Annotated in this window: 10 protein-coding genes, 1 tRNA gene and 1 pseudogene; 2 read left to right on the top strand and 10 right to left on the bottom strand. The window is 61.5% G+C overall.

Annotation, left to right across the window (positions count from 1 at the left end):
* Positions 1 to 11: 11 nt before the first annotated feature.
* Positions 12 to 174: pseudogene (locus tag RW095_RS41730) on the top strand (IS6 family transposase); the annotation flags it as partial.
* Positions 175 to 748: 574 nt separating this feature from the next.
* Here the strand turns inward: RW095_RS41730 and RW095_RS41725 are convergent.
* The 8 genes from RW095_RS41725 to fdnG all read right to left on the bottom strand — a co-directional run bounded on the left by RW095_RS41725 (position 749) and on the right by fdnG (position 10,843).
* Positions 749 to 1,126: a hypothetical protein gene (locus RW095_RS41725; RefSeq protein ID WP_449406528.1), complete on the bottom strand. Its 378-nt coding sequence runs from the start codon at positions 1,124 to 1,126 to the stop codon at positions 749 to 751.
* A gap of 409 nt (positions 1,127 to 1,535) precedes the next feature.
* Positions 1,536 to 1,628: transfer RNA gene (locus tag RW095_RS07450), tRNA-Sec, on the bottom strand.
* A 47-nt stretch (positions 1,629 to 1,675) separates the two neighbouring features.
* Positions 1,676 to 3,589 (bottom strand): selenocysteine-specific translation elongation factor, encoded by a 1,914-nt coding sequence (selB, locus tag RW095_RS07445; protein WP_317015440.1) that lies wholly within the window; start codon positions 3,587 to 3,589, stop codon positions 1,676 to 1,678.
* Positions 3,586 to 5,028, bottom strand: coding sequence for an L-seryl-tRNA(Sec) selenium transferase (gene selA / locus RW095_RS07440; protein ID WP_317015439.1), 1,443 nt, complete (start codon positions 5,026 to 5,028; stop codon positions 3,586 to 3,588). The genes selB and selA overlap by 4 nt, the downstream gene beginning before the upstream one ends.
* 48 nt (positions 5,029 to 5,076) lie before the next feature.
* Entirely contained in the window at positions 5,077 to 6,078 is a 1,002-nt protein-coding gene (gene fdhE, locus RW095_RS07435; protein ID WP_317015437.1) for a formate dehydrogenase accessory protein FdhE, read from the bottom strand.
* Positions 6,079 to 6,189: 111 nt separating this feature from the next.
* Positions 6,190 to 6,846 (bottom strand): formate dehydrogenase subunit gamma, encoded by a 657-nt coding sequence (locus RW095_RS07430; protein WP_317015436.1) that lies wholly within the window; start codon positions 6,844 to 6,846, stop codon positions 6,190 to 6,192.
* Entirely contained in the window at positions 6,833 to 7,765 is a 933-nt protein-coding gene (fdxH, locus tag RW095_RS07425; RefSeq protein ID WP_317015434.1) for a formate dehydrogenase subunit beta, read from the bottom strand. The genes RW095_RS07430 and fdxH overlap by 14 nt, the downstream gene beginning before the upstream one ends.
* Before the next feature lie 9 nt (positions 7,766 to 7,774).
* Positions 7,775 to 10,843 carry a formate dehydrogenase-N subunit alpha gene (gene fdnG, locus RW095_RS07420; protein WP_317015432.1) on the bottom strand — a complete coding sequence of 1,023 codons (3,069 nt, stop codon included), beginning with the start codon at positions 10,841 to 10,843 and terminating at the stop codon, positions 7,775 to 7,777.
* Positions 10,844 to 11,070: 227 nt separating this feature from the next.
* On the opposite strand from fdnG, the gene RW095_RS07415 reads away from it, so the two are divergent.
* On the top strand, positions 11,071 to 11,403 hold the full coding sequence (locus RW095_RS07415) for a beta-xylosidase (RefSeq protein ID WP_317015431.1): 333 nt from the start codon (positions 11,071 to 11,073) through the stop codon (positions 11,401 to 11,403).
* Between the two features lie 228 nt (positions 11,404 to 11,631).
* Here the strand turns inward: RW095_RS07415 and RW095_RS07410 are convergent, their stop codons facing one another.
* Both RW095_RS07410 and RW095_RS07405 read right to left on the bottom strand, forming a co-directional pair.
* Complete coding sequence (locus RW095_RS07410; RefSeq protein WP_317015429.1) at positions 11,632 to 11,781, bottom strand: CoA transferase; 150 nt, start codon at positions 11,779 to 11,781, stop codon at positions 11,632 to 11,634.
* Positions 11,782 to 11,854: 73 nt separating this feature from the next.
* Positions 11,855 to 12,430: a c-type cytochrome gene (locus tag RW095_RS07405; RefSeq protein WP_317015428.1), complete on the bottom strand. Its 576-nt coding sequence runs from the start codon at positions 12,428 to 12,430 to the stop codon at positions 11,855 to 11,857.
* Positions 12,431 to 12,721: the final 291 nt, after the last annotated feature.

The following is a 12,721-nucleotide window of genomic DNA, read 5'->3' as shown; positions in this document are numbered from 1 at the left end:
AGCTCTACGGCCAGATGTGCGGCTTTCGCGACGCGCGTCGCACACAGGCGTTTCTCTGATGCTTCGGTACGATCCGGCAGCACTTCGCGTTGCCCAGATATCAGATGAACGTGGCATGTCCATCGCACCATGCTAAAGGAACGCTTCGCCATATGGCATGACTGGACTGTCTCACCCCAGCCAGGCGCGTTATCTGATAACGACAACTACTCTCTTGAGCCAGACAATGTAGTCCACGCTCGTCAACTGCCCAGCGAAGCGACCTCCAATAACTTTTCGTAAAACCACTGTTGAGCGGGATCATTGGATTCTCGCTTGTGCCAGACCATATCGACCTCGACGATATGAGAGAACGGCAGGTCAACGACCTGAATGCCGGTCAACGACGCGAGTTGTTTTCCAGTCCTTTAGGGTACCGACGCGATGTAGTCAGATTTGCGTAAGACGGGAGGCAACGCCAAAAAAGTAGCAACGACCAAACCTATCTGTCTCCATAGTCCTCGAGATTCCAGTTCCTTGTCGACCGCACCGCGCTTTTCCCCGTGGGAGAGACCAGCATATGTGTCATCCCGAGATAGTCGGCAAATGCCAGCCGTCGTTGATGTGACTACGTGGGATGGTCCCGCCGGGCCACAGCTACCGATTTCTCCGCATAGAGAGGGCGCGAATCGATATGAGTGGGCTTTCAGGTGTCCAACCGCGACATCGATGTCCTGTGCATCCAGCTGCGAGACAAAGTCCTACTTGCTCATCGGCACAGTCTGCTGTCCGCGTGGGAAGCCGAGCTTATAAACGACTTGATGATCCCTTCAACCAATGCAATTTCGGCATATTCGGCGACACGGGCAACGAAAGTGCGCTTTGTGGTTCGCGGCGAGAAATTTTCTGTCTTGGTCAGCGCGTTTTGAATATGGCTCAGTGCGGCAGAGACTTCCCAAAAATACCATGCGCTGATGTGGATCCCATCCCACGCGGGACCCGAACGAACACTTGATCGTTGAATTTCCGGCGCAGCCTGGCTAGAGCTTGGCTCATGGCTGGCTGAGTCATGCCAATCTTGTCGCCAGCGCGGGTGACGTTTCGCACGCATCAGAGCGTCAAACGCTTTCAGGAGGTTCAAGTCCATAGCCCTATTGCCGAACCTCAGACGTCAATTACTGCGTCTGCAGATGAAGGATGCCCTGCGCTTCAAGCTTATCCACCGAAGCTCGTGGATCTGCGTAGTCGTCCGTCGCCGCCAGACCGCGTTGAAAAGCCGCCAACCATTAACGGCCTTTTTTAGCATGGTCCTCGGTGGTTTCAGGTTGAGCGCCCTGAGCACCAGTCTTCCGGCTTCGTTTTGCCCTGAGCGAGACCGCTCCTCGCAGCCTCAAAGAGCTCAACTACTTGGTGCTCGCCCGATCAAGCGGCATGGCGGACACTCCCTCGCCGGAAATACATCGAAGCCAGCTTGATCAATCAATTCGTGTCGAAAACCGACATTAGTTGATGGATTGCACAAGACGTTTGCGTGGGAGCCCTTACCAGGAACAGGGCGGAAGGCAGCCGGAGTCGAACCGACCTAAGAGCGTCTGACGCCCTCAACTGGGTTTGAAGCCCAGCCGCACCACCGGATACGAATGCCTTCCTACGGTGATTCAATTACACGACGCGGATCGATGAGCAACGTTGACGATCACAGCAGATGAAGACAACGACTATCTGTACGCAGCATATGCAGGCCGCGGTGGAAGCGAGTATATCCAACCCGGTCGAAGAATTCCAGGAGCTGAATCGCACGTTTGCGCCCCAGTCCGGTGATATCGCGAAACGGCGCAGCTGCTACCGTGCCCGCGTTCTTCCCAGCCTCGGCTGCCGCGATCGTGGCCAGCTCGCGAATCGCCTCGCGGTGATAAAAGAGGTCATGCACGACCTGAAAAACCTCACCCTGGCGCGCAAGTTTGCGCATCAACACACGCATGTGCTGCTCGGGCACGCCGTGCGCGTTTGCCAGATCCCGAACCCACGGCGGATCGAAACGCCCTGCCTTGACTTCAGGTAGCAGCGCCGCTGCGAGCGCGCGGTCGGCGGCGTCGAGCGTTACCGTGTGGCCGGGCAAATGCAGCCAAGGCCCTTGTTTGACAATCTCACCGCGCGCAGCGGCATCGTCGACTAACGCGCGCCACAACGCATCGTCCATTAGAGGCGCCGCAATTCGCCGCAAGCGCGACACGTCGGGCCCCACTTCGTCAGGCGAGCGCTCGTGGTACTGCGCAAGTGTCCTGGTCAGCAGGTTGGTCAAGGCCTGCCATGACACGTCGGCAACGAGCAACGCATCGTGACCGGGCAGATCGACAACGCGCGCGCCGGACGGCAACGCGAGCGCGGCCGCCGGCAGGTTCGTCAATCGTTCCAGCAACGCGCGCGACAACCCTTGCGGGGACCTCGCGAACATCGGATCAAGCGCGCCGGTGTCGAGCATCGTCTGGATCGCATCGAGCCACGCGAGCCGCTCAGGCGAGCGCCGCTTGCGCGACGGCGCAAACGGATCGAGCACATGGCCACCGCCCACCGTGCGATCGGCCTGCGCATTGCGCACGACGAAGCGGTCACCCGGCACGGCGCATACCGGCCGCTCGAACACGAGCTGCACGCGTGCGCGCCGACCGGCGTCGAGCGTTTCGCCTTCGAGCAACGCCAGATGCGCAACCTGATGCTGCGTGCCCAGGTGCACGTGCAGCGGCGTCCAATGCTCGAGCCCGAACGGCGCATCGGCGAGCAACGTCAGCATGACGTCGATCCGCTCCGATGCTTGCGACAGACGTGGATCGACCACACAGTCGCCCCGCTCGATGGCGCTCTTCTCGATGCCGGCGAGGTTCAACGCGCAGCGCTCGCCAGCCCGTCCGGTCTGGGCCGGGCGATTCTGCGCATGGATGCTGCGCACGCGCACCGGCTGATTCTTCGGCGCGAGCAGCATCGTATCGCCGACGGCCACGCGCCCGGAGAGCACCGTCCCGGTGACGATCGTGCCCTGCCCCGCGAGCGTGAAGACGCGATCGATCGCAAGACGGAACAGGCCGTCAGCACGCTTCCTATGCCATGCCGCGGCCGCTTCGTGCAGGTGCGCTTTGAGCGCAGCCACGCCCGGATCGTCGGCGCGCATCGCACACGTCTCGAACACCGGCGCATCGTGCAGCACGCTACCGCTCAGAAATACGGTCAACTCGTCGCGCACTTCGCGCAAGCGCTGCGCGTCCACGCGATCCACTTTGGTCAACGCGATTGCCCCGCGCTGGATGCCGAGCAGTTGCACGATCGCCAGATGCTCGCGCGTTTGCGGCATCACACCGTCGTCGGCGGCGATCACGAGGAGCGCGAAATCGATTCCGCTCGCACCCGCGGTCATCGTGTGCACGAGCTTTTCGTGGCCCGGCACGTCGATCAGACCCAGCACGTCGCCGTTCTCGAGCGGCACGTATGCGTAGCCGAGTTCGATCGAAATGCCGCGCGCTTTTTCTTCCTTTAGACGGTCGGTATCGACGCCCGACAATGCTTTCACCAGACTCGTTTTACCGTGGTCGATATGTCCCGCCGTACCGACGATCATGCCTGCGTGTCCTTCGGTTGGTCGAGCAGTTGCGCAATCAGTTGCGCTTCATCGGCGGCTTCGAGGCAGCGCAGATCGAGGCGCAATGCGTCCTCCGCGATACGGCCGATAACCGGCCGCGCCATCTCGCGCAGCACCTTTTCCAGCGCGAGCAGGTGACGGCCGCCGCGTTTGCCGTCGGCCATTCTCACGACGACGCCGTAGCTCGGCAGCACTTCGACGGGCAATGCGCCGCTGCCGATCTGGCTGAACATAGGCTCCGCAAGCACCGCGTAACGCTCGCCGATCGCGCGTTGCAACGCAGGCTGCACGCGCTGCGCGGCCAGGCGGATGTCGTCGGCGGGACGCGTGAGCAGACGCAGCGTAGTTAGCCGTTCCGCCAGCTTCTCCGGCGCGCGATATAGCTGAAGCACGGGCTCCAACGCCGCCAGCGTGAGCTTGCCGACGCGCAGCGCGCGCTTGAGCGGATGTTTCTTGATCTTCGCGATCAGATCGCGCCGCCCGACGATCAAGCCGGCTTGCGGACCGCCGAGCAGCTTGTCGCCGCTGAACGTAACGAGGTCGGCGCCGGCTTCGACAGTTTGGCGCACGGTCGGCTCGCGCGGCAGGCCCCATTGACTCAGATCGACCAGCGTGCCGCTGCCGAGGTCCACGGCAACCGCAAGGCCGCGCGCATGCGCAAGCGTCGCGATTTCGTCGACGGCGACCTCTTTGGTGAAACCGTGGATCGCGTAATTGCTCGCGTGGACCTTCATGAGCAGCGCGGTCTGCGGGCCGATGGCTTCGTCGTAGTCCCGCAGATGCGTGCGATTGGTCGTGCCGACTTCGCGCAGCCTCGCGCCCGCGCGGCTCATGATGTCGGGAATGCGAAACGCGCCGCCGATCTCGACCAGTTCGCCGCGCGACACGACGACTTCCTTCCTCGCCGCCAGCGCGGACAGCGTGAGCAGCACCGCGGCAGCGTTGTTGTTGACCACGGTTGCGGCCTCGGCGCCGGTCAATTCGCAGATGAGTTCGTCGATCAAATCGTCGCGGTCGCCGCGCTTGCCGGTGCCGAGATCGAACTCGAGGTTAGCCGGTTGCGTGAGCGATTTCGTCACGGCTTGCACCGCCTCGTCGGGCAATAGCGCGCGGCCGAGATTGGTGTGCAGCACAGTGCCGGTCAGATTGAATACGCTGCGCAAGCGCGATTCGTTGCGCCGGCGCAGCGTAGCTGCGATGGTCGCATGCAGTTGCGGGATGTCGAGCTGACCAACCGACGCGCCGCCCGATTGGGCGCTCGCGCGCCAAGCGTCTAGCGCCGCGCGCACGGCGTCCAGCAGCTGCGTGCGCCCATATTCGCTGATCAGCGCGGCGAATTCCGCCGACGCCATGACCTTTTCCACCGACGGCAACCGCGCCATCAGCGCGCGCAATTCCGAGCCGCTCACATCGCTCACGAAGCAATCCCTTGTGTAGTCGTGTCCGCTAGACGCATCCGGCCGATGCTAATCGGACCCGGACTCGTCGGCGGGCTCCTCCGCGCCGCCGGCCTGCTCGGGCCACAGCCACGGATGCGGCGACGCGCGCCGATAACCCTCCGCCCCCATCAGCAGATCCAGCGTGAGGCTGGCGAGATCGTCCGCGAACGGATCGAAGTCGTAGTCTTTCGACTGAATGCCGATCTTCCGGTAAGTATGGCATTCGTCGCACGACTCCGCCTTCAGCGCGGCGTCTTTCGCTTCGGCTTGCCGCGTGGCGTCGTCGGCGTCCGGCGAGCCGACCGCGTGATAGGCAATGCCCTTCGTCGAATCGCAGTTCGAGCATTTGGAGCGCACCATGTGCCACTCGGTCGAGCACAAGCCGCATTGCAGGTAGCGGTAATTGTCATGAGCGCCGCCCACGCGGACCGTGCTCGCCACCGGATGCGATCCGCACACGGGACACAGGCCGAGCGTTTCGATATACGGCACCTGGCGCTTGTCGATGTCGGCGGCGAGATCGGTCCAGACCACCTGCAACGCGGCCATGATGAACGGCGCGCTGGCCGGATCCACTTCGTCCAGGCGCTGCGCGAAGAGCGCATCGGCCTGCGCTTCGAGCGTGGCGGCGTCGAGCGTGCGCAAGCGGGCGACCAGCGCTTCGAGCGGCGGCGTGAGCGGGCCCGCGCCCTCGATGCTGTCGAGCAACTGGCGCAGCACGTCGCGCCACCCCGGATCGCGCATGCCGGAGAGCGCCGGAATCAGCGGCAAGGAATGCTGTTGCGCGCTCGCAATCGACTCGGGGGTGGGCGGCTGCGCCTTGAAGCTCGTGATCACCGCTTGCTGCGCGTCGGCGAGCACGGCCATCAGTCGCAGATAGCCGGCGATCGGATTGTCGCGAGCCGCGAGCTGGCGCAGGCGCGCGGCGCGCGGCGCGAACACCGCGAGCCGCTCGGGCGTGCGGATGCGCGGAATCGCCGAGTGATCGAGCGACTCGATGTCGCCGGCTTCAAGAATGCGTTGAACCAAAGTATCGACCTCAAAAAACTGCGCTGATAAGGCGCCTGAAACTGAAAAGCCGCCGCGCTTCATCGAACGAGCGCGGCGGCTCGGTGGGCAGAGCGCGCAAACGCGCTGCTGTTACTTGCCGATGATTTCCTTGAACCAGTTCGGATGATGCTTCCTCGCCCAGCCGTAGGTTACGGTGCCGCGCGTCATGGCGCCGACCGAGCCCTTGATCCACAACGCCGCATAGATATGCACGACGATGCCGACGATCAGCACGAACGCCGCGGCCGCATGCACCACCGCTGCAAGCCGGATGATCCCGATCGGGAAATAGAACGAGAAGTAACGCCGCCAGATCACGATGCCGCTTGCGAGCAGCAACACGAGGCAGACTACCATCGTGAAGAACAGCAGCTTCTGACCGGCGTTATATTTGCCGATCGCGGGCAGTTTGTCCTCGCGATTATTGAGCACGTCGCCGATCTGCCGCATCCACTGCATGTCGGCTTTGTCGAGATAATTGTGATGCCAGAAGCGCAACGCAAGAATCAGGAACGACACGAACATCACGCAGCCGATGAACGGATGCAGAATCCGCGTCCATTGCCCCCCGCCGAGAATCGCGTAGAGCCACGACATCGCCGGATGAAACATGGCGAGGCCGGAGATCGCCAGCAACACGAACGAGATCGCGGTGATCCAGTGATTCGTGCGCTCGTTCGGCGTGTAGCGCACGATCAGGCGATTGCCCTTCACGTCCTTCAGCCCGGTATGCTCAGGATGCTTCATTGGATGCCTCCGTCGAACGGCGTGCTTCGTCGGCTTCGCGTTGGGCTTCGGCCTCGTCTTCTTCCGTCACCTCGTTCGGACCGACACGCGTGTAATGGAAGAAACCGGCCACCGCCGCGAACGCGATGCCGGCCAGCGCGAGCGGCTTCGCCAAGCCCTTCCACAGCGCAACCATCGCGCTGATTTTCGGATTGTCCGGCAAGCCGTGATACAGCGTCGGACGATCGGCATGATGCAGCACGTACATCACGTGCGTGCCTCCCACCCCGGCGGGATCGTACAGGCCGGCGTTCTCGAAGCCCCGCTCCTTCAGATCCACGATCCGGTCCGCGGCCTGCTGATGCATGTCCTCCTTGGTGCCGAACATGATCGCGCCCGTTGGGCAAGTCTTCACGCAAGCCGGTTCCTGGCCCACCGCCACGCGATCCGAACACAGCGTGCACTTGTACGCGCGATTATCCTTCTTCGAAATGCGCGGCACGTTGAACGGGCAGCCAGTGACGCAATAGCCGCACCCAATGCAGTTTTCCTCGTGGAAATCCACGATGCCATTCGTGTACTGCACGATCGCGCCAGGCGCCGGACAGGCCTTCAGACAGCCCGGATCCTCGCAGTGCATGCAGCCATCCTTGCGGATGAGCCACTCCAGATCGCCTTGCGCGTTCTCGTACTCGGAGAAGCGCATAACGGTCCACGAATGTTCGGTCAGATCCGCCGGGTTGTCGTACACGCCGACGTTTGTGCCGACTTCGTCACGCAGGTCGTTCCACTCCATGCAGGCGGTCTGACATGCCTTGCAGCCAATGCACTTCGACACGTCGATGAGCTTGGCGACCGTGCCGGTGGCCGGCTCGCGCGCTTGCGGCGCGGGCACGGTGGTGGCCGACATGCGTTTGATATCCAGTGATTGCAGTGCCATCTCTTTTCCTTATGCCTTTTCGACCTTGACGAGGAACGACTTGAATTCCGGTGTTTGCGAATTCCCATCGCCCACGGAGGGCGTCAGCGTATTGACGAGATAGCCGGGCCTCGTGAGTCCCTTGAAGCCCCAGTGCAACGGCAAACCGACCGTCTGTACTTTCTTCCCTTCGATTGTCAGCGTTTTGATCCGCTTGGTGACGAGCGCCACGGCGATCACGTGCCCGCGATTGGACGACACCTTGATGCGGTCCCCCGCCACCACGCCGACCTCTTTCGCCAGATCCTCGCCAATCTCCACGAACTGTTCCGGCTGAATGATCGCGTTCAGATGCGCATGCTTGGTCCAGTAGTGGAAATGCTCGGTCAGACGATAAGTGGTCGCCGTATGCGGGAAGTTCTCGTGCGTGCCGAACGCGGCGCGGTCGTCGGGGAACACGCGCGCCGCCGGATTGCTGACGACCGCCTTGTTGTCAGGATGCAGCGGGTTGTAGCCGAGCGGCGTTTCAAACGGCTCGTAGTGCTCCGGGAACGGCCCTTCCACCAGACCGTCGCGCGCGAAGAAACGCGCCACGCCCTCCGGGTTCATGATGAACGGATTCATGCCGTTCTCGGGCGGCTCATCGGCCTTGAAGTCGGGGATGTCGGCACCCGTCCACGCGCGGCCGTTCCACGCGATCAGCTTGCGCTTTGGATCAAACGGCTTGCCGCTCACGTCGCACGAAGCGCGGTTGTACAGAATCCGCCGGTTCGCCGGCCATGCCCACGCCCAGTTCAGCGTATTGCCGATGCCGGTCGGGTCGGAGTTGTCGCGGCGGCCCATCTGATTGCCCGCCTGAGTCCACGATCCGCAGAAGATCCAGCAGCCGCTCGCGGTGCTGCCGTCGTCGCGCAACTGCGCGAAGCTCGCCAGCTGTTCGCCCTTCTTCGCGAGCACCTTGGTTTTGTCGGTCGGATCGGTGACGTCGGCGAGGGCCTTCCCGTTGAACTCCATCGCGAGTTCTTCGGGCGTCGGGCTTTCCGGATCGGCATATGGCCAGCTCATGTTGAGGATTGGATCGGGGTACTTGCCGCCGTCCTTTCTATAAGCATTGCGAATGCGCAACCACAGCCCGGACATGATCTCGAGGTCGCTCTTCGCTTCGCCTGGGCCCTCCGCACCCTGCCAGTGCCACTGCAGCACGCGGCTCGAACTGACGAGCGAGCCCCGCTCCTCCGCGAAACAGGTGGTCGGCAGACGGAACACTTCGGTCTGGATCGAGGCCGTATCGACGTCGTTGAAAACACCGTGGTTCTTCCAGAACTCGGAAGTTTCGGTGGCGAGCGGGTCCATGATCACGAGCCACTTCAGCTTAGCCAGGCTCGCGCCGATCTTCGCCTTGTTCGGCGCCGCGGCGAGCGGGTTGAAACCCTGCGCGATGTAGCCAGTCATCTTGCCTTGATTCATCAGCTCGAAGACCTGCAGCATGTCGTATGACTTATCGAGCTTCGGCAGGTAGTCGAAGCCGAAGTTGTTCTCGGCCGTCGCATTGTCGCCCCACCACGACTTCATGAAGCTGACGTGGAACGCGCGGTAGTTGCGCCAGTAGCTCAGCTGGTTCGGCCGCAGCGGCTGCGTCGCGCGCTTCGTGATATACGCATCGTAGTCCTGCTCCGCTTCCATCGGCAGCGTCATGTAGCCCGGCAACAGGTTCGACATCAGGCCCAGGTCGGTCAGGCCCTGGATGTTCGAATGGCCGCGCAACGCGTTCATGCCGCCGCCCGCGATGCCGATGTTGCCCAGCAGCAGCTGCATCATCGCGCCGGTGCGGATGATCTGCGAGCCGACCGAGTGATGCGTCCAGCCGAGCGCGTACAGCACAGTGCCGGCGCGTCCCGGGACCGCCGTCGATGCCAGCATCTCACACACGTGCAGGAACTTCTCCTTCGGCGTGCCGCACGTTTTCTCCACCTGCTCGGGCGTATAGCGCGAGTAGTGCTGCTTCATCAGCTGATACACGCAGCGCGGGTGTTGCAGCGTCGGATCGACCTTGGCGAAGCCGTCGTCGCCGCGCTCATAGTCCCACGAGCTCTTGTCGTAGCTGCGCTTTTCGGCGTCGTAGCCGGAGTACAGACCGTCGGTAAACGAAAAATCCTCGCGGACGATGAACGACATGTCCGTGTAGTTCTTCACGTACTCGTGCTGGATCTTGTCGTTCGTGAGCAGATAGTTGATCACCCCACCCAGGAACACAATGTCCGAGCCGGTCCGGATCTGCGCGTAATAGTCCGCGACTGACGCCGTCCGCGTAAAGCGCGGGTCGACCACGATCAATCGCGCCTTGCGGTGCGCCTTGGCTTCCGTGACCCATTTAAAACCGCATGGGTGCGCCTCGGCCGCATTGCCGCCCATCACGAGAATCACATCCGCGTTCTTGATGTCGACCCAATGGTTCGTCATCGCTCCACGGCCAAACGTCGGGGCAAGACCTGCCACCGTCGGGCCGTGTCAGACACGTGCTTGATTGTCGAATGCGAGCATGCCAAGACTGCGAACAGTCTTGTGCGTCAAATAGCCTACTTCATTACTACCGGCAGAGGCGGCCAGCATGCCGGTGGTCAGCCAGCGATTGACCTTCTTGCCGTCTGCCGTCGTCTCGACGAAGTTGGCATCGCGGTCTTCCTTCATCAGCCTGGCGATACGGTCGAGCGCGTCTTCCCATGAGATGCGTGTCCATTCATTCGAACCTGCCGCGCGGTACTCGGGGACTTTCAACCGGCTCGGGCTATGAATGAAGTCGATCAGGCTCGCGCCCTTCGGGCAAAGTGTGCCGCGATTGACAGGATGGTCGGGATCGCCTTCGATGTGGATGATGCTGGACTTCGCGTTCTTGGCGTTGTCGCCCAGTCCGTACATCAGGATGCCGCAGCCCACCGAACAGTACGGGCAGGTATTGCGGGTTTCGGTAGTGCGCGACAATTTGTACTGACGGACTTCCGCTAACGCGGGTGTCGGCGAGAAGCCCATCAGGGCTAGACTCGATCCGGCGAGCGTGGCGGCGGAAACCTTCATGAATTGTCGCCGGGACATGTGGGTCATTAATGGCCTCGGCTCTCTTCGGGGATACTGGTCGCGATTATAGATGCCCGTGTTAAATGCTGCAGCGAGGTGTTTTTTTACCCCGCGATGCGACAAATATGAAGCGTCGCAGCCGGTTGAACAATTTCGGGCATTCATTCTGCTACATCGCTACATCTATAAGCAATTCATCCACCTTTACAGTTGGTCGCTATTTTCCTTTCACCATCTATAGGCAGGTTTGTGTCATGACACCGAATCTTCACTTTCTACCCACCCGCCGCGCGTGGAACGGCTGGGCGTCGCTCGCAGTGGGAATCGCGATGCTCGCTGCGAGCCAGTGCGGTATTGCGCAAATTCCGCAGAACAGCGGCGCATCACAGCAAGAAAACCGTACTTCCCCCATGGGGTCCCAGCCTGATCCGGCCGCCTCGGCCGTTCATGAATCGCAAAAGCCGCAAACCCGGGACGGCAGCTCGGCGACGTCGCGCGGCAAAACCGGGGCCAAGGATCACAAGACGCAAGGCGCGGGCGGATTTGACAATGGTTTGTACGGGACAGGGGCTGGCAGCAACAAATAAGAGACCCTGCAAAAAAGACTCCAAGAGCGTTAACGTTGGCCATCTGACCAACTGGAACCACGGGATAGGCACGCCGATCATTGACGACGGGCAAAAGCCCCGCCGCTCCCGTTCCTTCTGGACTCCGAAGAAAACCGTCTTACTGTCGCCTGCGGTGAATGGCCCATAAGGTGCGATGGTTGCCTGACGCGGGCTGGAGCGTTCTACCGGCTTGCAGCTGTCGCGCGTCTAATACGCCCGGTAACTCATCCACTCAGCCATGGCGTCGAACAGCGAGACTCCAAATGCGGTACCTCTGCCTGTCCGCTCGCGGCGATAGAGCGCGAGCAAAATGCCGTTTAGCGCATATATGCCGGTTGCGATATCGACGATAGACAAACCGCACTCTGCCTCTTAATCAGGTGTGCCGTTGATCGCGACCGTGCAAACAAAATAGCGGTACCGGCGAGTACTACCGCAACTGCAATGCCTTGAAGGAGGCGTTCGGTTTGGCTGCGCTTAGCTTTTCGAAGTCTTGAGCAGACATGCCGCGTCCTTTATAGAGGAATGCCGTCAAGTCCCAGATGGCCTGGTCGTCTTGCGTTTTGCCGAATGCTGGCATTGCGGTCATTTTCACGCCGTTTTTAATCACCCAGAACATCATCTGAGGATTGTTACGGCGCGTTGCGCTTAGCAATTCCGGCGCCATCGGAAGGATGCCCTGACCAATCGGACTCAGCGTCTGTCCCGGCGCGCCGTGACACGCGACGCAAGTGCCGTTGTAGAGACGGGCGCCAGCTTCGACGTTGGCGACGGTCATCAGGTCGGTCGGCACCTGGATGCCGGCCGCATGGCGGTGCAGCGACTGAAGGTAGGTCTTATGCAACGCCCACGCGACAAGTGGGTTGTGTCCGGACGCGGCCGACACATCGTACAGGCCCGAATACATAAAGCCGAATCCAGCCGCCACGACCGCGACAATGGCTGCAATGAAAGCGCTCAGCATGGAATGACGGACAAGAAAAGAGGAGTCTTTAGCTATGCTCATGTTTGATCACCTGCTGGAAGCGATATAACTGTCCGCTCGAACCTCGAATGAGATGCAAGCAAACAGGATGGCGATTACGTCGCGAACAACGAATGTGCCGTGAAAGGAGCGGCTGTTTCAGGCCGCCCAGTGCGCCTTCACGTGCAGGTACTGAGATGCGACCGGCGTCCAGGACGACGTTCGCACGCCGGATCAAAGTGTCTCTGTTGCTGATTGACCCGGATGAGTATTCGCACAACCGCCGGTACCAAGCACGGCGAGAACGATCGCAAGAAAAAGCGCGGCTTTCAT

It is taken from the genome of Paraburkholderia kirstenboschensis, assembly GCF_032806925.1.
GTDB classification, from domain to species: domain Bacteria; phylum Pseudomonadota; class Gammaproteobacteria; order Burkholderiales; family Burkholderiaceae; genus Paraburkholderia; species Paraburkholderia kirstenboschensis.
This window is presented reverse-complemented; position numbering and strand designations above follow the sequence as displayed.

Coding starts and splice junctions, on each gene's coding strand:
- RW095_RS41725 (WP_449406528.1), bottom strand. CDS start 1,126: ATGGACTTGAACCTCCTGAAAGCGTTTGACGCTCTGATGCGTGCGAAA.
- selB (WP_317015440.1), bottom strand. CDS start 3,589: ATGATCGTCGGTACGGCGGGACATATCGACCACGGTAAAACGAGTCTG.
- RW095_RS07430 (WP_317015436.1), bottom strand. CDS start 6,846: ATGAAGCATCCTGAGCATACCGGGCTGAAGGACGTGAAGGGCAATCGC.
- fdxH (WP_317015434.1), bottom strand. CDS start 7,765: ATGGCACTGCAATCACTGGATATCAAACGCATGTCGGCCACCACCGTG.
- RW095_RS07415 (WP_317015431.1), top strand. CDS start 11,071: ATGACACCGAATCTTCACTTTCTACCCACCCGCCGCGCGTGGAACGGC.
- RW095_RS07405 (WP_317015428.1), bottom strand. CDS start 12,430: ATGAGCATAGCTAAAGACTCCTCTTTTCTTGTCCGTCATTCCATGCTG.